Origin of the sequence: [Zimmermannella] alba NBRC 15616, assembly GCF_001570905.1 — a bacterium.
GTDB lineage: Bacteria > Actinomycetota > Actinomycetes > Actinomycetales > Microbacteriaceae > Pseudoclavibacter > Pseudoclavibacter albus.
Genome location: NZ_BCSO01000002.1, coordinates 158636 through 180229, shown reverse-complemented (window position 1 = coordinate 180229; position 21594 = coordinate 158636). Strand labels below are relative to the sequence as shown.

Annotated in this window: 17 protein-coding genes and 2 tRNA genes; 3 read left to right on the top strand and 16 right to left on the bottom strand. The window is 63.7% G+C overall.

Annotated features, from left to right (window positions below):
- Positions 1-6 precede the first annotated feature (6 nt).
- From ZAL01S_RS03450 to gltX, 10 genes are all read right to left on the bottom strand, one after another.
- On the bottom strand, positions 7-813 hold the full coding sequence (locus tag ZAL01S_RS03450; protein ID WP_241179782.1) for an FHA domain-containing protein: 807 nt from the start codon (positions 811-813) through the stop codon (positions 7-9).
- Between the two features lie 50 nt (positions 814-863).
- On the bottom strand, positions 864-2690 hold the full coding sequence (locus tag ZAL01S_RS03445; RefSeq protein WP_066079768.1) for a serine/threonine-protein kinase: 1827 nt from the start codon (positions 2688-2690) through the stop codon (positions 864-866).
- A gap of 2 nt (positions 2691-2692) precedes the next feature.
- The gene (locus tag ZAL01S_RS10570) at positions 2693-6208 is read right to left on the bottom strand and encodes an FHA domain-containing protein (protein WP_066079765.1); all 3516 of its coding nucleotides are present in this window, start codon (positions 6206-6208) and stop codon (positions 2693-2695) included.
- Complete coding sequence (locus tag ZAL01S_RS03435) at positions 6205-7086, bottom strand: PP2C family protein-serine/threonine phosphatase (RefSeq protein WP_244875315.1); 882 nt, start codon at positions 7084-7086, stop codon at positions 6205-6207. Before ZAL01S_RS03435 ends, ZAL01S_RS10570 begins: the two co-directional genes overlap by 4 nt.
- Before the next feature lie 138 nt (positions 7087-7224).
- Positions 7225-7300: transfer RNA gene (locus tag ZAL01S_RS03430), tRNA-Glu, on the bottom strand.
- Between the two features lie 109 nt (positions 7301-7409).
- A complete protein-coding gene (locus ZAL01S_RS03425) occupies positions 7410-7727 on the bottom strand; it encodes a DMT family transporter (RefSeq protein ID WP_066079762.1) in 318 nt (105 codons plus the stop codon).
- A 3-nt stretch (positions 7728-7730) separates the two neighbouring features.
- The gene (locus ZAL01S_RS03420; RefSeq protein ID WP_306301588.1) at positions 7731-8216 is read right to left on the bottom strand and encodes a DMT family transporter; all 486 of its coding nucleotides are present in this window, start codon (positions 8214-8216) and stop codon (positions 7731-7733) included.
- 95 nt (positions 8217-8311) lie between these two features.
- Positions 8312-8383 (bottom strand) — tRNA-Gln (locus ZAL01S_RS03415).
- Between the two features lie 25 nt (positions 8384-8408).
- Positions 8409-9500, bottom strand: a complete 1092-nt coding sequence (locus tag ZAL01S_RS03410) for an NAD(P)/FAD-dependent oxidoreductase (protein ID WP_066079755.1) — start codon at positions 9498-9500, stop codon at positions 8409-8411.
- A gap of 3 nt (positions 9501-9503) precedes the next feature.
- The gene (gltX, locus tag ZAL01S_RS03405; protein WP_066079752.1) at positions 9504-11039 is read right to left on the bottom strand and encodes a glutamate--tRNA ligase; all 1536 of its coding nucleotides are present in this window, start codon (positions 11037-11039) and stop codon (positions 9504-9506) included.
- A gap of 379 nt (positions 11040-11418) precedes the next feature.
- Here gltX and ZAL01S_RS10755 point away from each other — a divergent pair, with 379 nt between their 5' ends.
- Positions 11419-12183: an endonuclease domain-containing protein gene (locus ZAL01S_RS10755; protein WP_083523020.1), complete on the top strand. Its 765-nt coding sequence runs from the start codon at positions 11419-11421 to the stop codon at positions 12181-12183.
- A 29-nt stretch (positions 12184-12212) separates the two neighbouring features.
- Here the strand turns inward: ZAL01S_RS10755 and ZAL01S_RS03390 are convergent, their stop codons facing one another.
- On the bottom strand, positions 12213-12989 hold the full coding sequence (locus ZAL01S_RS03390) for a fumarylacetoacetate hydrolase family protein (RefSeq protein WP_066079895.1): 777 nt from the start codon (positions 12987-12989) through the stop codon (positions 12213-12215).
- 69 nt (positions 12990-13058) lie between these two features.
- Positions 13059-14750, bottom strand: coding sequence for an APC family permease (locus ZAL01S_RS03385; RefSeq protein ID WP_083523019.1), 1692 nt, complete (start codon positions 14748-14750; stop codon positions 13059-13061).
- A gap of 364 nt (positions 14751-15114) precedes the next feature.
- Between ZAL01S_RS03385 and ZAL01S_RS03380 the strand changes: the two genes are divergently transcribed.
- Both ZAL01S_RS03380 and ZAL01S_RS03375 read left to right on the top strand, forming a co-directional pair.
- Positions 15115-15828 (top strand): TetR/AcrR family transcriptional regulator, encoded by a 714-nt coding sequence (locus ZAL01S_RS03380; RefSeq protein ID WP_066079742.1) that lies wholly within the window; start codon positions 15115-15117, stop codon positions 15826-15828.
- A 49-nt stretch (positions 15829-15877) separates the two neighbouring features.
- Positions 15878-17338: a PucR family transcriptional regulator gene (locus ZAL01S_RS03375; protein WP_066079738.1), complete on the top strand. Its 1461-nt coding sequence runs from the start codon at positions 15878-15880 to the stop codon at positions 17336-17338.
- A gap of 175 nt (positions 17339-17513) precedes the next feature.
- On the opposite strand, the gene ZAL01S_RS10250 is transcribed toward ZAL01S_RS03375, so the two are convergent.
- The 4 genes from ZAL01S_RS10250 to ZAL01S_RS03360 all read right to left on the bottom strand — a co-directional run bounded on the left by ZAL01S_RS10250 (position 17514) and on the right by ZAL01S_RS03360 (position 21581).
- On the bottom strand, positions 17514-18728 hold the full coding sequence (locus ZAL01S_RS10250) for a hypothetical protein (RefSeq protein WP_159421565.1): 1215 nt from the start codon (positions 18726-18728) through the stop codon (positions 17514-17516).
- 52 nt (positions 18729-18780) lie between these two features.
- A complete protein-coding gene (locus ZAL01S_RS10245) occupies positions 18781-19713 on the bottom strand; it encodes a hypothetical protein (RefSeq protein WP_159421564.1) in 933 nt (310 codons plus the stop codon).
- The gene (locus ZAL01S_RS10240) at positions 19706-20230 is read right to left on the bottom strand and encodes a hypothetical protein (protein ID WP_159421563.1); all 525 of its coding nucleotides are present in this window, start codon (positions 20228-20230) and stop codon (positions 19706-19708) included. Before ZAL01S_RS10240 ends, ZAL01S_RS10245 begins: the two co-directional genes overlap by 8 nt.
- A gap of 262 nt (positions 20231-20492) precedes the next feature.
- The gene (locus ZAL01S_RS03360; RefSeq protein WP_066079730.1) at positions 20493-21581 is read right to left on the bottom strand and encodes a branched-chain amino acid aminotransferase; all 1089 of its coding nucleotides are present in this window, start codon (positions 21579-21581) and stop codon (positions 20493-20495) included.
- Positions 21582-21594: the final 13 nt, after the last annotated feature.

The following is a 21594-nucleotide window of genomic DNA, read 5'->3' as shown; positions in this document are numbered from 1 at the left end:
GACCGGCTAGTTCGCGGTCGGCGCGGCCGGGTTGTCCTTGTCTGCGTCGTTGAGGTCGAGGAGGACCAGGTCGTCCATCGTCACGAGGCGGGTCGAGCTCGCGTACTCGACGAGGCGGGCGCGACGGTTGGTGGCGAGCTTGCCGCGACCACCGCGGAGGCCTGTCACGCCCATCTTGTCGAGCTTGTCGCAGACGTTGTCGAGCTTGCGGTTGAAGGTCGTCATGGACCATCCGAGCCGCTTGGCCGCTTCGGCCGAGGAAGGGATCTCACCGCGACCCGGCGCATTCTGGCGGAGCACGTCCTCGGCGAGGGCGACAACGAGCAGTCGTTGGCTCGAGGTGAGGTGCACCGTGTCGTGGGTCGTGTTCCCGGATGCGGTGATCGTCATCTGGGAGGTGTTGTAGAAGTCGGCCTTCGAGTGCACGGCGAAGTCGTACGTGGTCGATCCTGCGCTGAACATGACGTTCGTGTGCTGGAAGACAATCGGCAGCTTCGAGCCGGGCGCAAGCCACGACTGCACCTGACCGGATACATCTGAGATGGTTGCCGAGAGCGTGCGGCCGACATTCTGCAGCCACCACATGCCGTACTCGAAGCGGACGATGAGGAAGGTGCGGTGCAGATAGGGGTTCTCGTCGATCGTGAGGTCGGCTTCACGCCCGATCGTGAAGTCCTTCGTGGGGTCGAGTTCGTACCACTCACCGCAGAACTCGATCTGCAGTGCACCGGTCGTCGCCGCCTCGCGGGGGCCCGAGTGATCCGGCGTGGCCTGCTCGACCGCCGTCTCGTTCGCTACCTCAGCCTTCGACATGTCCGCTCTGCCCTCTCACATCCAATGTTGAAATCCAGTGGTGGAACGCGCTAGGAACCCTGCGGGTAGCAGGCCACGAGCGGTTCGGCGCTCGTCTTGCCGTTCCGGCGAATCTCCACGTCGATGCACACCTTGACACCTTCAGGTGACGGGCCGACGACGGCGGTCGGCTCATCCGTGGTTTCGCCCGGCTGCGACTTGTCGGAGACGCGCCAGTAGTAGGTGTCGCCGTTCTGCGGGTCGGGGTTCTGCCAGCGGAAGGTGATGTAGCCGTCTGGCGAGCGCACGACGACCGGGGCGACCGGTGCAGGCGGGAAACCCTGCTGGCCCACGGTGACGGGGCCTTGCCCAGCGTCGCCCTGGCCAGTCGGGGTGTCCTTCGGGCGGAACACCCAGCCGAGGACGACGAGCACCGCGATGAGGACGACGATGATGCCCGCGAGGATGCCGACGAGCAGGTTCGAGTTCTTCGGCTTGGGTGCGTCACCGTAGGGGTTCTCGTGGTCGCCCCGCTGGCGACCACGGTGTTCCATGCTCGAGGTCTGCGAGACGGTGCCGCGCGAGCGGAGCGCCGCAATGTCGGCACCGCTGGCGGTGTCTTCGGGCAGCTCAATACGCTGGCGTTCAAAAACCGGAGTGGATGCCCGTTCGCTGCCGCGGTTGATGCGCAGCTCGGGTGCCGCACCAAAGTCAGGCACCTTGTGGGCGGGTGTCTCGGGCGCACTCGCCAGGCTCGGGTCAAGCCTCGGGATCGCAGCTGCAGTCGTCGGCTGCTCGGCGGCTGCGCTCCATCCGGATGCGACCTGCGGTGTGGTGGTCTGCTGTGCGGCAACGCGTGCGATGGCGCGAGTCGAGGTGCGCTCGGCCTGGCTTGCGCGGCTGCCTTCGTAGGCGCCCTGCGCGTCGATGTTCTCAACGTGGCGGATGCTCGTCTCGTCGCCGTCAGGGGCCCCGGATCGGTCGGGCGCTGCAATGTGCAGCTTGGGAACATCGATCGGCGTCGGCGGGTAGCCGAGTTCGAGTTCGACGCGCTGCAACGCGCGAGCGAAGTCGATCGCACTCTGGTAGCGGTCGTTCGGGCGCACCGACATGGCGCGCTGGAGCACCGAGATGAGCGTGCGGGGCACGTCCGGTCGCGTGATCGGGGTGATCTGACCGCGCTCGATGCGGGCGATGAGCTCGATCGTGCCGTTCGGCTTGCCGGGCTGCTCGAAGGGCGAGTGGCCGGCCGCGATCGTGTAGATGGTCGCGGCGAGCGAGAAAACTTCCGAACGCACATCCGGGTTCGGGTCGTCGTCGAACATTTCGGGCGGCGACCACGGCACCGACATACCTGCCGAGGCACCAGCACCCTGCGCGGCATCGGCGAGGTCGTCGTCGACGGCGCTTGAGATACCAAAGTCGGTGAGGGCCGGCCAGCCGTAGTCGTTCGAGAGGATGTTCGCGGGCTTGATGTCGCGGTGGAGGATGCCGACCTGGTGGGCTGTGGCCACCGCGCTCGAGACACGCACGCCAGTGCGGAGGACTTCTTCGATCGGGATCGTCTCGGTCTTGTAGCGCTCCGAGAGGCTCTTGCCGGGGGCATACTCCATGACGAAGTAGGGACGCCCGTCCTGCGCAACGTCAGCGTGGAAGATCGTCACGATGTAGGGGTGCGACGACACCTGCGCCATGAGGTTCGCCTCACCGATGAACGCCTGACGACTCGTCTCGTTGAGGTCGTCACCACCGAGCAGCACCTTCACCGCGACGAGGCGGCGAGGCAGCTGCTGTTCGTAGAGGTAGACGTCGCTGAAGCCACCGGAACCGAGCAGACGCTGGAAGACGAATCCTGGCAGCTCGGGCGGCTGCGCAGGGGCGCGGCGCGTGGTGGACATGTCTACTTTCGGATGGTGAGGGTGATGCCATCGCCGAGATCGACGACGGTACCGGGGAGAACGGCGGTCGGCTCTCCACCGCGGAGGCGCTGCTTGGGACGCTCAGGGAGCGTGACGTCAGTGCCGTTACGCGAGTGGAGGTCGGTTACGACAATCACACCACCTTCGAGTGAAATCCGAACGTGGTTGCGGGAAATATCCGTCGAACCGTGCAGAAGAACCGTCTCTGGTCGGACATGTGCCAGCTGCGGCGAGAGTCCTGCCATCACTCCCGGGTGGTCGGCGCTCGGGGCACGACCGTAGATGATGACGCCCGTAAGAGGCCGCACATCACCCGAGGATGTCTCGACAACAATGCTCGCGGAGGGGACCTGTGCGGGCACCGCAGGTGGCGCAGCAATCGGTCCTGCTGCGGGTGCTGCGGGCTGATCTGCTGCGGGTGCTGCCGTCCCGTAGCGGGCGCGCAGGCGGGCCACGAGGTCAGCTCGGACGGTGTGACCATCGTGATTGCCGTCGTCAACGGCCGGCGCCTCGGCGATCTGGCTCGGGTCTGCGACGAGCGGACCCGCGTGACGGCCCGGCTGCTGGCGCCATGCGCGGACCTGGCTGCTCATGACGGTGTGGCCGTCGTGGTCACCAAGCTGTGCCTCGGCTGCTGTCGGAGGCTGCGGCAACGGCATCTCCTGCTGGAAGGCGGGGTGTGCCGGTGTGGGCATTGACGGCTGGGCCGCGGGCATCGCCGGTGCGGGCGGCATCTGACCGAGCGGTGCGGCAGGGGGCGCCGGTGGCACGGATGCGGCAGGGGGCGCTGGTGGCATCGCAGGCATCTGCGGAGCCGCGGGTGCGGACGCCGGAACTGCTGCCTCGGGGGCGGGTTCGGCTGCGGGTGCTGCCGTGGCCTGCTCCGCCGCGGCGCTGCGCTCCTTGGCGAGCTGGTTCACGGTAACCGTGCTGCCGAAGAGGAAGTCGTAAGCCGTCGGGTCGAAGTCGTCGTCGGCCTGCTCGGCCGCGGCGGGTGCCGCAGGCGCCGCGGGTGCCACCGAGGGAGGTTCTGCCGGGGGCACCCGCTGCGTGGGCTGCGCCGTTTGGGCGGGCTGTGGCGCGAAGTCGGGCGCGGCTGCCGCTGAGGCGGGCTGCGAGGGTGTGGTCTCTGCGCCGATACCCTGCGGGGCCTGGGACTGCTGCGCCTGCTGCGCCGCGAGCTGCTGCGGGTCAAGCTGCTGGCCGGCGAGCTGCTGCGGCAGAGCCTGCTGCGCACTTGCCTGCAGGGCAGCTGCTTGCTGAGCTGCGGCGAGTGCCGCTGTCTGTGCGGCGGCATCCGGCATGACCTGACCCGGTTGCTGGGGCGCACCGGGGACCGCAGCCTGAGGCATAGCCGTCTGTGGCTGTGCGGCCTCGGGCTGGGCCGGGTTCGTTGCCGTCTGCTGCACTGCTGCATCCGCCTGCGGCTGAGCAGGAGTTGCTGCGGGCTGCTCGGCGGGAGGGGCAGCCTCCGGGGCGCTCACGGGCGCTGCTGGCGTCGCGGTGTCGACGGACTCGCCTCGGGCCGCGGCAGCAGCGCGGGCACGTCGGGCCGCACGGCGCTCGGCGAAGCGCGCGCGACGGCGCTCTCGCTCGCTCATGTTCGAGGTGTCGACAGCAGGGGCTGCTGCGGGCGCGGCCGCTGCGGCCTGTGCGTTTGGTACTGCAGCGGCGGCAGCAGCGGCCGTTGCGGGAGCCGCTGCTCCCCCACCGTGCTGTGCGGCGAAGGCGGCAGCGCGCGCGGCCTCCTTGGCCTTACGCTCCGCGCGCCGCTTCTCGCGCTCGGACTTCTCGTCTTCAGTCGGCTCCGGCTTCGATGCTGCGGCACGTCCTCGGGATGCGGAGGCGCTCGCCTGCCAGCGGCTTGCGAGGGCGCGTTCCCGAACCTGTTTGTCACGCTCAGCAGCGACTGCGGCGCGGGTCGCCTTGCGTTCGGCCTCTTGCTTTTCGCGTTCCTTGTTCTGGGCGGCGGTCTTCGCCTTGCGCTCGGCCTCGGCCTTCTCGCGCTCTGCCTGACGGGCACGCTTTTGCTGATCACGCTCACGCTCGCGGAGCTTTCGGCGGGCCTGCATGATCTCACCGCGGACGTTGCGGACCTGCGGTCGGCTCGTGAACTCCTGGTTCGGGTCGATCCCGGCCTCGATGAGGAGCTGTTCCATCGTCGGGATCGGGCGCTTGCCCTGCAGCATCTCGATGATGTCGGGGGCGACGCCCTCGATCCCGGTGAAGTCAAGGTTGGGGTCAGCGTTCGGGTCGATCTGGCCCTTCGGCACGTCGGCGGAGGCAGCTGCTGGCTTCATCTCTTCGGATGCGGCGTCGTCAGACTTCGCGTCCTTGGATGGCTTCTCGTCCTCGGCCTTCTTGCCAGCCTCTGCCTTGTCATCGTCGGACGACATTTCGGACGCGGCCTTCTCGTCGTCAGACGACTTCTCGGCCTCGGCCTTCTCGTCGTCAGACGACTTCTCGGCCTCGGCCTTCTCCCCGTCGGACTTCGACTCGGCCGTATCGTCAGCCTTGCCTTCGGCCTTCTCACCGTCGGATTCCTCGCCGCCCTTTTCGTCGTCAGCCTTCGGCTCCGCGGTGTCGTTGTCGTCCTTCGGCTCAAGCTTCTCGTCGGACTTCTCATCATCCGACGTCTCGTCTGACTCCGACGCCTCGTCTTTCGTGTCAGCCTTCGCGTCAGACGGCTCCTCGCCGTCCTTCGCTTCATCAGCCTCGGCTTGAGGCTCAGACTCCTCAGATGTCTCCTCGTCCGACGTCGACACGTCAGTCTCCAGCTCGGGCTGCTCGCCCTCAGCGTCGAGTTCAGCCTGCTCGTCCTCAGCCTGCGCGTCGTCACCCGTCTTGTCATCAGGCTGTTCGGCGCCCTCGCCGTCGTCGGCCTTCGATTCCTCACTCGCGGGCACTTCAGGAGTCTCGTCCGTCTGCGCCTCGTCGCCCGTCGCAGCGGCAGCAACCGCCGCAGCCCCAACGGTTGCAGCGCCTGCCACCACAGCAGCGGCATCTTCGCCAGGTTCTTCAGCTTCCGACTTCGGCTCGTCGCTCACGACCGCCGACTCCGCGGCTTCCTCATCGGCCGACGGCTTCGCAGCCTCTGCCGGAGCTTCGATGACCTCAGGTGCCTTGCCAGGCTCAAGCGCGAACCACGCGCTGCCGTCAGCAGTGGATGCCTCCAGTCGGGGATCCGACAAGACAAGCTCAGCCCAGCTCAGTCGCCCGCCGCAGGCCTCAACCGCGCCGTCCACACGAACCGAAAGATCTGCACGCACAAAGGCGTGCCCCTTCGAGTGCGAGTTCTCAAGCAGCACGAATTCAGGAGCCCGGCGAAGCCCACGCGAGAGGATGGCATCGAGCACATCTTCGAGCCCGTCACTCGCCGCATCCTGGATTCGTTCCAGCTGGCGTGCGTGCGCATCCTCATCGATGAGGAGCTGAAGCTGGCCCCCCTCGACATAGAGCCACGTTCGACCGCCGAACTCGAAGGGTGATGACGTCATTCCGCTGTCCTCGGCGTGGTTTGTTCCTGCTCGGGAGTGAGGTTCGACTCGGCGGCCGGGCCCGCCGTTGCACTGATGTTGGCGATGATCTCGGATTCGACGACCACGACCGTGATGTTGTCGCGGCCACCGGCAGCAACGGCTGCCTCAACGAGGGCTTCCGAGAGCGTGATGGAGGGCTCTGCCTGGGTGCTGTATTCGGTCATCACCTGGGCGATCTGCGTGTCGTCGAGTTCCTTCGTGAGACCGTCCGAGCACAGCAGGAACACCTGGTGGCCGCGCGTGGGCATGAGCCAAATGTCGGTTTCGACGTGGCGCTCCGAACCCACCGCGCGCGTAATGACGTTGCGGTCAGGGTGGATGAGCGCGTCGGCGGGAGTGATGAGCCCCATCGTGACCATTTCCTGCACGGCCGAGTGGTCGACCGTGACCTGGATGAGCGAGCGGCCGTTCCAGCCGTACACGCGCGAGTCACCGACGTTGTAGATCATCCAGTGGAGGTCGTCGCCGCCGATCTCCTCGACATCAACGAGGGCGATACCCGAGAGCGTCGTGCCAGCAACAGCGCCGGGCCCGTCGTCTTCGGTGATGAGTTGCTGAACCTTCGTGTTCGCCTCGTCGATGAGCTCGAGCACGCGCTCCGGGCGAAGCGGCTCTTCCGAGTCAACGGCCTCGTCGAAGGTGCGAGCAACGGTCTGGCTCGCGCGATCGCCGTAGGCGTGGCCGCCCATGCCGTCAGCCACGAAGAACACCGGCGCCTTCGCGAAGAACGAGTCCTCGTTGATCTGGCGGACCAGGCCGACGTTGCTCGCGGCCGACACATGCAGTGTCAGCGAGCCGAAAGAACGCTCGTAGGTGGTGGAAAACTCTGCTTGCACTAGCTGACACCTTCAGGCCGGACGATGCGGACGATTCGCTCATGGTACGGCATCCGGGTTTCAGCTTGGCTCTCGATGAGTGGCGACAAGCTGGTGGAAACACCAAAGCGCCCTCCCGTTTCGGGAGGGCGCTTTTTTTGGTGACCCCAGCGGGATTTGAACCCGCGCTACCGCCGTGAGAGGGCGGCGTCCTAGGCCGCTAAACGATGGGGCCGGACTGTTGAGCGCCTGCGCGCTGACAACTCGACTACTATGCCACAGCTTTTGTACGCAACGCAACATCGCGACGAGCTCGGTGTGTCGCCCACGTTCTCGCGAGCACGCTACGCCGTCGAGCCGAGCTGGATGAGCACAACACCGCCCGTGATGAGCACAATACCGAGCCCCATCACCCAGGTCAGGCGCTCCTTGAAGATGAGGCGGCCGAGGATGGCCATCGCCACGACGCCCACGCCCGACCAGATGCCATAGGCGACACCAAGCGGGATGTCCGCGAGCGCCATCGCGAGAAAGGCGTAGGAAATGCCGTAGCCAGCAACGACGGCGAGATACCAGCGCTTCGACGCGGTTGCCGCCTGCTTGAGGGAAAGCGTCCCGAGGATCTCAAAGATGATCGCGAATGCGAGCCAGAGCCACGACATGGTTTACTTCCCTCCCGTCACGACAGGGATGGGACCGGTAGGTGCACCACCGAAGGCGACACCGTGCGGCGAATCCTCATCCTCATCCTTGAAACCGCCAGCGGCGCCAAATTCGACGCAGAGCACGCCGGCCGCAACGAGGACGATGCCGAGCCCCATCAGGGGCGTGAACGGTTCGCCAAAGATGAGCGATGAGCCGATGGCCGTGAGCGCAACATCGGTCGCACCCCAAATGCCGTAGGTGACGCCGAGCGGAAGCCCGGCCTTCAACACCATGGCGAGCAGGATGAAGGATGCAACGTAGCCGAGCACTGTCAGTGCGTACAGCCACGGAAATTCGAGTCCGCCCTTGAGGGCGAGTGAGCCACCCACTTCCGTGAGGATGGCAGCAATGAGCAGGATGGCGCGACGCATGTCGTGGAACCCCTTCCGCCGACGCTGGCGGTAGCCGTCAAAATGAACGCCGATTAGTTTAGCGGATGCGATCACGCCACAGCCGAGCAAGCCGAAGCGGGCCACTTGGAAGGCAACGAACCGCGCCGGAGCAACGAAAAAAGCCCCGGTCAGCGACCGGAGCTTTCGCGCTGGGGTACCTGGACTCGAACCAAGAACAACTGAACCAGAATCAGCCGTGTTGCCAATTACACCATACCCCAATGGTGAAGAACACCAGCGGATAGCCTAGGGCAATTCACCTCGCCTGCGCAAATCCGACTCGCCGGTGTGTCTTCGCTGCTCGTCGACCGAGCCGCGTTCGGCATCAGCGCGCGCATCTGCACCGCGCTGGCGACGCAAATCCGGGCCAAGGCCGAGCAGATCGCGGTTTACAGTCACTGCCGTGTGCGCTCCCATGCCTGCCGCCATGATGAGCATCTGCGGGCCCGGAGGTGTCACCTCGCCGGCCGCGTAGACGCCGGGCACCGAAGTGCGGCCCTCGTCATCCACACGGACGAAGCCCTCGGCGGTCACCGCAATGCCCAGCGTCTCCGCGAAGCCAAGCTTGACCTCGTAGTGAGGACGCACGAAGGCTGCGTCGACCGGGACGACGGAGCGTTCGCCCTCCGAGCATTCGATCGTGAGGCCAGTCAAGCCCGTCTGGTCCCCCACCGCCGCGACCACGTGACGACGATCAACCGTGATGCCGCGGTTCCGCAACGTCTCGGCCGTTTCCTCGTCCACCGAATCCGTGTCAGCGAAGAGGATGACGTCGTCGCTCCACTGCGTGAGCAGCACCGCCCGCTCATCAAGACGCGGCGCCCCGGAGTACCCGAAAAGCGCAATACGCTTGCCGCGGTGGTCCCAGGCGTCGCAGGCAAGGCAGGAGTGGATGGACGTCCCGTAGAAAGCGCGGAGGTTCTCGACCTCCGGCAGACGCTCGGAGATGCCAGCAGTGAGGAGCACGGACTTCGCCCGCACATCCTTCGGCGCAGAGCCGCGCACGGAACGCGACTGCACACGGAAGCGGTAACCCGCGCGGGCATCGTCACCGTCCTCCGGCAGCACCTCGATCGACGTCACCTCACCAAAAGCGACCTCGCCGTGCTCATAGTGCGTGACCGAGTCGCGACCCGCCTGACGCAGCTCGAACGGCGGGATGTAGTCGCGCGTCAAGAAGGCGTGCGCGGCGAGCGTCGCGGCATGGCGCGGACGATTCGAGTCGATGACGAGCGTCGGCCGCTGCATGCGCGCAAGCAGCATGGCCGCCTGCAAACCAGCGGGGCCGCCGCCGACAACCACGACGTCATAGTCGCCATGCTCTACCTCCGGACCCATGCGCTACTCCCCCGCAGTCAGCTGCGCCTTCAGCTGCGCAAGGCGCTCGAGCGTCACCTTGCGTCCGAGCAGCTCCATCGACTCGAACAGCGGCGGCGAGACGCGGCGACCCGAGAGGGCCACACGCAGCGAACCGAAGGCGACGCGCGGCTTGAGACCACGCTCCTCGATGAGTGCCGCACGAAGCACCGCTTCGATCGGCTCGGTCGACCACTGCTCGTCCGTGAGCACCTCAAGGGCGGCGATGGAGGCGTCGAGCACCTCGGGTGCGTCCGCCTTGAGCGTCTTGCGAGCGTCATCCTCGACGATAATCTCCGAGGTCGGGCGGAAGAGGAAGCCGACCATGCCAGGCGCCTCACCGAGGAGCGTCATGCGCTCCTGAACGAGCGGAGTTGCCTTCGCGAGGAGCTCCAGCTGCTCAGCACTCGGCTCAGCAGCATCCGAGCCAAAGACGCTCTCGCGAACGAGGTACGGGACCATCCGCTGCGTGAAGTCTTCCGGCGTGAGCTTGCGCATGTGCTCGCCGTTGATCGCTTCTGCCTTCTTGAGGTCGAAGCGGGCCGGGTTCGGGTTCACGTCATACACGTCGAAGGCGGCCGTCATTTCGTCCATCGTGAACACGTCGCGGTCGGCCGAGATCGACCAGCCGAGGAGCGAGAGGTAGTTGAGCAAGCCCTCGGGCAGGAAGCCGCGGTCGCGGTGGTGGAAGAGGTTCGACTCAGGGTCACGCTTCGAGAGCTTCTTGTTCCCTTCGCCCATGACGTAGGGAAGGTGACCAAAGCGCGGCACGAAGTCGGCGACGCCAACGGCCACGAGCGCCTGGTAGAGCGCGATCTGGCGGGGCGTCGAGGACAGGAGGTCTTCACCCCGGAGCACGTGGGTGATACCCATGAGCGCGTCGTCGACCGGGTTCACAAGCGTGTAGAGCGGCTTGCCGTTCGGACGCACGAGGACGAAGTCGGGGAAGGAACCAGCCTTGAAGGTGATCTCGCCACGCACGAGGTCGTCGAAGGAGAGGTCGACGTCCGGAACGCGCAGGCGCAGCGAGGGCTGGCGGCCCTCAGCCTTGAACGCCTCGCGCTGCTCCTCGGTGAGGTCTCGCTCAAAGTTGTCGTAGCCCTGGCGGGGGTCGCGGCCGTTCGCGATGTTACGGGCCTCGATCTCCTCAGCAGTCGCGAAGGACTCGTAGAGGTAGCCGGCTGCCTTGAGCTTCTCGATGACGTCCTGGTAGATCTCGTCGCGCTGCGACTGACGGTACGGCTCGTGCGGGCCGCTCACGCCAATGCCTTCATCCCATTCGAGGCCCAGCCAGCGGAGCGCCTCGAGGATCATCTCGTAGCTTTCCTCAGAGTCACGTTCCGCGTCGGTGTCCTCGATACGGAAGACGAAGGTGCCGCCAACGTGCTTCGCGTAGGCCCAGTTGAACAGGGCGGTGCGGACCATGCCGACGTGGGGCGTGCCCGTCGGCGAGGGGCAGAAGCGAACACGGATGTCCGCGCCGGTGGCGGTGGTTACGGGGGCATTGAGCGTCTCAGACATTGTGGCCCCATTTTACGCCGCGCAGTCAGCCCCGCTGCTTCACCCGCCCCGGTTCAAAATTGCACTCACAGTGACTTATCCCCCGATATAGGAGGGGATAGCTCACCAGGAGTGCATTTTTGACACGAGCACTGTGGATAACCGCATTTCGCTGTCACGGGTGCGCTGTCATGGTGGCGTGATCAAGCTGGAACTGGAGCTGCAACGCGGCCGGGGCGTAATCGCACGTCGCCGCCTCGTCGAGCTTGGTGCCAGCGAGAGATTTCGAACTCTTGAGGTGCGATATGGGTTCCGCCGGGTGCGAAATGGATGGTACGCAACGCCTGATGCCGATGAACGTGTCGTAGCTGCTGTCAAAGCTGGCGGGGCACTCACCTGCATGGATGCGTTGCGGCTGCCCTCAGTTTGGCAACCGCATGGCGTACCCGGTTCCGTCCATGTACGCCTCGCGCAGGCTCGAGACCAACGTGCGCGATGCGTGCCTCATGTTCTCTCCGGTCGTGTCCCGACGCATGTCCCGATCGACGACCCCCGCCTCGCGGTGAGTTGCCTCGCCCAGTGCGTCCCACAAGTCACCGCAGTACCTATCGTCGACAGCATCTTGCGGGCGGGACTCCTCACTCCTCATGAGGTCTCAAGTGCACTGTCGCGGGCAGGGCGTCGTGGCCTCAAGCTAGCGGCTGCGGTATCGCCATGTGCCGAATCGGGCATTGAATCTGCACTGCGGCTCATTCTTCGGAGCATGCGCGTCAAGTTCACAACGCAAGTTGCGATTCGGGGAGTTGGTCGGGTCGACTTTCTCATTGGCGACCGACTCGTCGTCGAGGCAGATGGGCTCGCGTTCCATAGCGGCGACTTCGTCCGCAAGGACCGTGCTCGTGACCTCGCGCTGGAACGGCTGGGGTTCAAGTGTGTGCGATTCACCTATGACGACATCCTCCATCGACCGAACGAGGTGAAGTCGCTCATCCGTTGTCTCCTCGCCCGAGGGGAACACCGTTGGTCCAGCCGCAATAGGGTGTGGGACATCGACCCTGTGCAGGGACGAGTGCCATCAGAAATTGAGAGTTCGTGGCGAGCATGTGCCGCCGAATTGGCAAATATGCACGCTCAGCAAACCACGAGTCCAAATACGGGCACATAGCTCACTGAGCGTGCATTTTGACGGCGGGCCTACTTCTTCGAGCCGATGACGGGGTTGCGGAGGACGCCCAGGCCCTCGATCTCGCACTCGACGACGTCGCCGTGGTTGAGCGGACCGACGCCGGCGGGCGTGCCGGTCAGCAGGATGTCGCCGGGCAGCAGCGTGAACACGCTCGAGGCGTACTCGATGAGCTCACCGACACCGCGCTCCATGAGGTTGAGGTCGCCTTCCTGGCGCAGCTCTCCGTTTACACGGCAGAGCACCGCACCCTCCGACGGGTCGAAGTCCGTCTCAATGAACGGACCGGTCGGGCAGAACGAGTCAAAGCCCTTCGCACGCGACCACTGGCCGTCGCTGCGCTGCAGGTCGCGGGCGGTCACGTCATTGCTCACCGTGTACCCGAAGATCACCTTCGAGGCGTCCTCAGCGGGGACGTTTCGGGCAATGTGGCCGATGACGACCGCAAGCTCCACCTCGTGCTCAACCTGCTCCGACTGCGGCGGCAGAATGATCGGCGCATCCGGGCCGATCACGGACGTGTTGGGCTTGAGGAACATCATCGGGTCCTCAGGCACCGTGGTGCCGTGTTCTGCTGCGTGGGCGGCATAGTTGCGGCCAAAGGCGATGACCTTCGAGCGGGGAATGAACGGTGCGAGAATCTGCACCTCGTCCACGGAGATTCGTTCTTCGGTCGTCTCGAACCCGACATAGAGCGGGTCGCCGTAGAGCTTCACCAGCTCGTTCGTTTCTTCGTCGAGGATCCCGTATCCGAGCTGGCCCTGGTGGTCAAAACGCGCAATCTTCACGCGGCCGAGTGTACGCACAAAAGGTCCGGGCCAGCACAGCGCTGACCCGGACCTTTGAGTTGGAAGGAGCTACTTCACGTCTTCGGCGGCAGCAGCTTCCTCGCGGAGCTTCTGCTGACGCTCTTCTTCCTCCATGAGGAGGGCGAACTCAGAGAGGACCTCGATCTGGCCGGTGTCGGCCGAGGTACCCATGCTGATCTTCTCTCCGCGGAAGAACGAGGGGTTGCGCCATGCGGTGATGAGCATGAGCACGACGCCAAGAAGGAGCACGCCCATACCGAGGATGAACACGAGGCCGATGCCGTCCTGGGCGACACCGTTCGCGTCGTAGCTCGTCGCGAACAGCGCCGAACCCGAACCGTACGAGGGGCTCATCGAGTCGATGAGCGTCTTGCCGAACATGGCGACGAGGCCGAGACCACCCATGAGCGGGAAGATGAACTGGAAGAAGATCGTGCGGGTCGACTTGAAGGCGGTCTTGCGGAAGTACCACACGCAGGCGAGACCGGTGAGACCGTAGTAGAAGCAGACCATAAGGCCTAGCGCGGTAATCGTGTCCCAGAGCGCGTTCTCGGAGAGCAGACGCGTCACGACGTAAAAGCCGATTGCGGCGAGCGCCGACGCCAGGGTGGCGACAGCCGGGGTCTTACGGACCGGGTGAACGCGGCCGAAGGGCTTCGGGAGGGCGCCGTAGTGACCCATCGCGAGGATCGTACGCGAGGGCGAGATCATCGTCGACTGCAGCGAGGCGGCCGAGGAGGAGAGGATTGCGATCGACATGAGGATCGCGACCGGCCCCATGATCGGGCCCGAGAGGACGGCGAAGATCGACTCTTGGTTCTCGGGGTTACCGGCCGAGAACTCACCGTCCGTCGAGATACCCGCGTACGAGAGCGTGGCGACCGTGACGAGCAGGTAGACGGCCATGATTGAGAGGATCGTGAGGAGGGCAGCGCGGCCCGGGGTCTTCTCCGGGTCCTTGGCCTCTTCGTTCATGGTGATGACGGCGTCCCAGCCCCAGAAGAGGAAGATCGAGAGCGACACACCAGCGATGACGACCGAGAGGTCACCCACGGCGAAGGGGTTGAACCATTCGGGCGAGACGGGCGTCGGGTCGAAGGCGGTGCCATTCGAAACACCCACGAAGGCTGCGACGATGTACCAGGTGAGGGCGATGGCCTGGAAGCCGACGAGGACGTACTGGAAGATCTTCGTCTCTTCAACACCTCGGTACGAAATCCAGGCTGCCACGGCGAGGAAGAGCGCCGTGATCGGGATGTTGATCCAGAGGTTACGGGTGAGGTCCGCGAGGTCCGGGTTGTGGAAGACCTGCGCGAGCAGGATGAAGAGGAAGTCGACGGCGACGGCCGCGAGGTTGGAGAGCACGAGAATCGTCGCCGTGATGAGGCCCCAACCGGTCATCCAGCCGACCCACGGGCCAAAGGCGCGCGTCGCCCAGGCAAAGCTCGTACCGGAGTCGGGCATCGCGTTGTTGAGCTCACGGTAGCCGAACACGACGAGGAGCATCGGGAAGAAGCCCAGCAGGAGAATCGCAGGCACCTGGTAGCCGACCTCAGAGATGGTCGGACCAAGGCCAGACGTCAAGGTGTACGCCGGCGCGATGCACGAGATACCGATGATGGCACCGGCGATCGAGCCCACCTTGCCGATGGAGAGGCCCTTATTGGAAAGGCCCGACGCGTTGACGGTCGGGATGGCTCCGGTCGGTGGCGACGGTGGTACAGGGATGACTTCAGGCATGGTCTGGGACTCCAATGTCCTCGTGTGTGGGGTTTGCTGCGGGCAGACGACGGCGGACGCCAGGAAGGCGCCCGCCGACGCAGAAACTGCAGAGCGAGTGCAGCATACTCCGACTCGAAGCTTCGCTGCGCAGCTTGGCACCCCCTGCGGATGAGCGTGCGAATGAGGCCATTCGCATCTCGAGGGTTTGCATGGATTGCACTCCTTCGGCGACGGACGCGTCGCCAATACGCAGGTTCGCGAGGCGGCCTCAGCCGCCGGTAAACAGGGTTCATTTACGCTATCGAGAGGACTTCGTTCATTCAAGGGTTACGCTCCCCTGGATTGAACATGACACTAATGAGCGACAGGAGTGGTCCTACCGTTGCACGAGTCCCCGGAGACGACCCCGCGCCGCCGTGTCGGACGGCCTTCCAAGCGCATCCTGTCGATGCGCCTCATCGTTGATCGGGCACTTGAGATCGTCACGGATGAAGGGCTTGACTCGCTCACCATGTCACGCCTGGCAGGCGCGCTTGAGGTGACCCCGGCGGCGCTCTACAACCACGTGTCCTCAAAGGATGAAATCCTCCGCGAGGTGCAGGACCGCATCATGGGCCAGCTGGATCTCGCCGGTTTCGATGAGGATCCGTGGCCGGTGGCGCTGCGCCGTTGGGCAGTGAGCTACCGCAACATCATGGCGGCCCAGCCGGACCTCATCGCACTCATCGCACTCATGCCCATCAACGGCGCACGGGCGACGACGGTGATGTACGAACGTGTCGCGACGGCGCTCAGTTCCTATGGCTGGCCGAAGGAGTCGATCGTGCCGACGATCGTGGCACTCGAATCCTTCGTCTTTGGTTCGGCGTATGACGCGCTCGCCCCCGCGAACATCTTTGAGCTTGAGGCGGATGCTGACGCCCCAGTTTTTACGGCGGCGAACCGTGCCCAGCTTGAGGCGGAGCCGGATCGCTCGGCGGCTGAGATCGCCTTCCATACCGGGCTCGACGCACTGCTCGAAGGTTTCACGAAGCGGATGGGTGTGCCGTGGCCCGCGGGTCTGTGTCACACAAGTTCAAGCACCGAGGATGAGTAGCCCACTGCAGGATGCTGTGCGGCCGCACAACCGGCATTAGACTGGAGCTATGCCCGCTTCAATTCGTTCACTCCTCAATACCTCCGAGTTTCGTCTCGAGCTCATTTGCGGTGAGGGTGAGCGACTGCGAGAGCCGATTGAGTGGGCAACGACCACGGAGGTTCCGGAGCCGGGGCCGTTCCTCACTGGCGGCCAGCTCGTCCTGACGACCGGCATGCGCTTGCAGACCCCGAAGGTGCAGCGCAGCTTTGTTCGCGCCCTCGTGGCGGCTGACTCCCGTGGCCTGTGTTTCAGTCTCGGTTTCGAGCATGATGAGATGCCCGAGGCGCTCGTCGATGAGGCGCGCAAGAGCGGTCTCCCGATCGTGCTCTTGCCCTACGAGGTGCCATTCAGTCGCATCGTTCGATTCATTTCGCAGGCACATGCCTCGGAACAGGTTGCAGCGATTGAGACGATGCACCGTCTGCACCAGCAACTTGTGCAGGCCATGCTCACGAACGGCGGCCTCGACGGGCTTGTCGCGCAGCTCGCCCACATCACGAACGCTCGTGTTGCAGTGAGCCGCTACGGTGAGGTGCTCGCGGGTGACGTCGAGGCGGGCGAGGGCCCGAACCACGATCCCGAAGAAGACATTGAGGGATGGGACACCCTCGCCGTGAGCGCAGGCACGAACATGCTTGCAACGCTCCACGTTTCGCGTCCCCGCCGCCACGAACGGGTCCTCAACTATGCGCGCTCACTTGTGAGTCTGCAGCTCACTGAGGAGTCGCGCCGGATTCAGGGCGACCGCGAGCAAGCCGGCCAGAGTTTCGCGGATATCGTCCGCGGTCGTGTTCCGGCCGAGGAGGCCGAGGTCCGTCTTGGTGCGCTCGGCGTGGCTGGTGGCCGCTACCGCGCGCTCGTTGTCGCGGCCGATGCCCGCCGTGGCCGCGGCCTCGGTTCGATGCCGCTGCCGAAGTCGCTCGAGCACGCCGTGGCGGCCATGATCGACGAGGAGCTCGTCGTGCTCGTCCCGGGCAAGCAGGATGCTCGCGCCGCCGCCGATTCAATTGTGGGTCTCGCCCGTGCGGCCGGCCTGCAGGTGCGCGTGGGTATCGGCGATGCCTACCCCGTGTCGCAGGCGCTTCGCTGGAGTTACTACGAGGCGCGGGATGCGCTCAGCCACCTCGAGCAGGAGGCATCCGTTGCCGAGGCATCACGCTTGTCGATCGCTTCGCTCATTCTCGCGAGCGAGGACGTGCCGGTTGAGGAGCTCGCGGCAGAGATCCTCGGCCCGATTGAGCGCGCCGACCGCGACCACGGTTCGGCCCTCGTCGACACACTCGACGCCTACCTCGCAGAGTCGGGCGCCGTCGCCACGGTGGCCGCGATTCTCGGCACGCACCGCAACACGGTCCGCTACCGCCTCGACCAGATCACGCAGCTCACGGGCCTTGACCCGCGCGTCACCGGCGATGCCGTGCAGCTCTGGCTCGCGCGAGCTGCCCGTCGCCTCGGCGGCCGCGGGTAGCCGCCGAGGAGAGGGTTCCGGCCACGGGCTTCGCGCAAGTTGTCATGCGATCCCGATGCTGCATACCTCGTTACGGCAGAGCACCGGACTATGCGCTTCGCAGAGGGCTATCCGTGCGTGCCCAGTTCACCTCCCTGCACAGGTTTCTCAGCGACTTGAGTTCACGCTCCACCAGCTACGTTGCTGTCAGTTCCCGGCTTCGCAGTCCGACGCATGTACTCACGGCAAATACGATTCGGCCAGCGACCCACACAAGCCACACGTTCACGGCCGTGAACAAGCCGAAATAAAGCAAGCAACACGACGCAGCGACAACAAGAACAAGACATACCGCAAGGCCAGCGACCGTCGCCGACGGCCCTTCAATCACCTTTCGCATCGTTGAGAGAAAGGCGCCGAATGGCTCGATAGTCATTTGCAAGGCAAGCAACAGAAAGAGTTCCGGCGACACACCCGATAGATGAATATCCAACATCGCGCATGCGACGAGGGCAATCGCAATGATGCTCAAAACAGCACACATGAGACCAACGTAGGAGGAGACCGCCCCCGCGCCTTGCAGCACAAGACGCCCACCTACCATGCCAAACTGTTTGAGCGGCAGCACAAATATGCGGGCAACATTAATGGCGAATGCAACCCCCAACGCCTCAGAATCACCCGCAATATGCGCCAACGTCAGAAGAACCGTGAACACAACCATCATCATGAGGCCGTCGGACGCGCCAAGCAGACTTGAGATCAAGTCTCGGACAACACCCCTGAGGCCAGCTACGCCAGGGGGCACTCGGCCAATTGTCGCACCGGCTCTCGACGCGGCGTATTCACGATGTAACACTGAGGCAACAACAACGAGACTCCACACAGATCCAGCAACCCCGAGAGCAACTGATGCGGCGCAACCCCGCAAAAATATCAGAGCCACTACAGGAGCGATTGCGATAAGTACCCCCCATACGAGATTCAAGCGCTCCAAGTCGAGCACCTGCATGACACCCGCCTGCCAGGACAAGAGAGGAATGCAACTCACCGCTACGCCCGAGGCTATTGCAAAAACCAATCCAGCCCCAGCCAATTCCTCGAGCGAGGCAAGAAACGCCACAAAGCCTGCATATACAGTTGCCGAAATGAGGGAAGCGCACCGAGCAAGCAAGCGCAGTTCGTGGAGTCGCACGCGCCATTCCGATGTTTTCGCCCCACATCGATTCACCACGAGTATGGTTACTCCAACAAATGCAACCGTCGAGAGACCGGCAAGCTGCAACACCAGGCCAACTCGAGAACCGCTCGATGCGCCATGCAAGAGTCCCGCAAGGGCCACCATCGCTAACGCCTGTCCGCCTGGCAGGATGGCAGCGAGACCAAGCATGCCCCCCTTCTTAAGAAACATAATCCGATTCTTAGCAAAAACAGCTGGCTGACCCAAAACACTCTTCATGCGCTTAGACAGCTTCCAAGAAGTCAAGATTCGTTTGACACACATCAACACGAAGCAAGCCAAACTCGGGATATCGTTTCGCAGCGAGACCCGAAATAAGGGACCACGAGGGCTCTTCAACGAGTAAGAACGACTCGGCAAGACTAGGCCGAACGGAATAGCCCAAGCTTTTTACACGAGCCTCGAGATCATTCTTGCAACAACGGAGTGATTCCAAGATAGTTCTGGCAACCCCACGACCAGACGGCGTATTGAACACTCTCCATAGAGCAGCTTGAAAAACGTCAATCCTCGAGACATCCAAAGACGGCGGAACCTGTCCGATTGGGCCAACTATCCCTCCCAGCCTGGCAGCAGCTACACCAAGCGTCTTGGACAGCGAAAAAATCACCAAGCCGCCCGATGCCACTACACGAGACGCCAGGTTCTCGAATTCCTCAGAGAAGGGGCAAAAATAGGTGGCATCTACAACTAGACCACTGAGATCCATCGATCGCGAACAGACAGCATCAAACCACGCGGGATCGACAGGGTTACCTGGATAGCAAACGAAAACCCTCGTATCCGGCTCCCCAAGGCCACGTGGAAATCCAGAGGGGTCATAGTAGCGAACATCAACACCGAGGCCCCGTAGCTTCAAACGATCATAACCCGGATAACACCCAAGAGGGACAACGACTCGCTTAACCGCTGCGGCCAGGAGCAGTATCGCTTCATCTGCCCCACGCGTCAGCACGACTACGTTATCTTTTACTGACGCGCCATCTAGAGATGCGAACGACTCAAATTCAAACTGTCCGTCAGCAATATACCCGTTCCAAGGCGAATCAAGTACGGCTTGGCAGACTTCGGCTTTAAACCAAGAAGGGAGCCTGTCATCCGGGAGGGCGAAACTGACCCCATCCGGCGGCAACCGATAACGAATGGACTCAACCATGCTTTCGAGTTGCTCGTAGCCGCGCTTCAAGTAGATTCAGCTGCTGACCCACCTTCCCAGGGACACGACAAGACGGAGCCTCACTCTGGCCCAAATCGTTGATTTCCTGAAGGGAGAGCCCCATTTCATTCTGGAGAAATACGACCACATTCCACGCCCGAGCAGCTTCACCGACGAATGGCCCAAAATTCTGAACATAGTCAGGAACCCATTGGACCCACTCACGCACAAAAGTATCATCACCGACGCGATCATGATACTCAACTGGAGTAATGGACTCATGATGAAGAAAATGCCCGCCGGGCAATTCTCGACACAGACGAGCATAAAGTCCCGTTTGCAGGATCAACTCATGCCACACTTGATCAGCTTCTTGCGTCAATGGGAAGCGACGCCCAGTTGACGCGGAAACGATTGCTAGGAACTTGAGCACCTCAACTATTTCAAGGTCGATCTGCTCAATAGATTGCCCCGCGATTCGGGAACGAATGTGTCGAACATACTGGTCTGAAATCACCTTGACCCCTTTGTCAAAGCTTGGCCGGAGACAAGCTCCGGCCAAGCGTTAGATTAGACCGCAGTCATGTTTGAGCAGCAATCCAAGTCGACGGCACGAAGCGCGTCGAGGTGCTCGCGACGAATTTCTTCGATCAGCTTCTCCATAACTAACCTCCTCGAACTCCATTGTTCGGAGAACAACGTAGCTCAATGTCAGGCATCCGCCAAGCCCCACTCCTGAGCGATAGGTGTGAATACACAAAGCCGCAACGAATCACCAGCTAGACGAGGCGGTGGAGCCAGCCGTTCGTGTCGGCCACGTCGCCGTTCTGTATGCCGGTGAGCTTGGCACGCAGCTTCATGGACACCGATTCGGCAGTCACCGGCGGGTTCTCGAGCGTGAAGTTCGGTGCCTTGAGGACGCCGATCGGTGAGACGACGGCCGCGGTGCCGCAGGCGAAGGCTTCGACGATCTCGCCCGAGGCAACGCCATCCCGCCACTCATCGAGGGCGATGCGGCGACGCTCCACACGGTGGCCGTCCTGCTCGGCGAGCTCGAGGAGCGTGTCGCGGGTGATGCCCGGAAGGATGGAGTCGGAGTCCGGCGTGAGGATCGTGCCGTCCTTCTTCACGAGGAGGATGTTCATGCCGCCGAGCTCTTCGAGGTAGCGGTTCTCGCACGAGTCGAGGAAGAGCACCTGTTCACACCCTTGGGCGTAGGCCTCCGTCGTCGGGAGAAGCGACGCCGCGTAGTTGCCGCCACACTTCGCGAAGCCCGTGCCGCCACGACCCGCGCGCGAGAACTGCTGCGAAAGCCAGATACTCACAGGGCGCGTCGGGTCAGCGAAGTACGAACCGGCCGGGCACGCGATGACGCAGAAAGTGGCGCGGTGGGCGGCGCGGACGCCGAGGAAGCTCTCGTTCGCGATGATGAAGGGGCGCAGGTACAGCGACATCCCTTCGCCGTGCGCGGGCACCCACTCGGCGTCAATCTTCACGAGTTCTTCAATGGCACCGATGAAGAGCTCATCCGGCAGTTCGGGCAGCGCGAGGCGCTTCGCGGACTGGCGAAGGCGGGCAGCGTTGCGTTCCGGACGGAAAGTGTGGATGCTGCCATCCGCGTGACGGTAGGCCTTGAGCCCTTCGAAGACCTCCTGGCCGTAGTGGAAGATCGAGGAGGCGGGGTCCATCTGGAAGGGGCCGTACGGGACGATGCGGGCGTCGTGCCAGCCTTCCTCAAGCGTCCAGTCGATGAGCGCCATGTGGTCGGTGAAGCGCTTGCCGAAGCCGGGGTTCTCGAGCACTGCGGCGCACTCTTCTGCGGAGATCGGCGTGGGGTTCTGTTCAATGCGGAATGCAGGAGCGGTCATTGCTTCTTTCCTG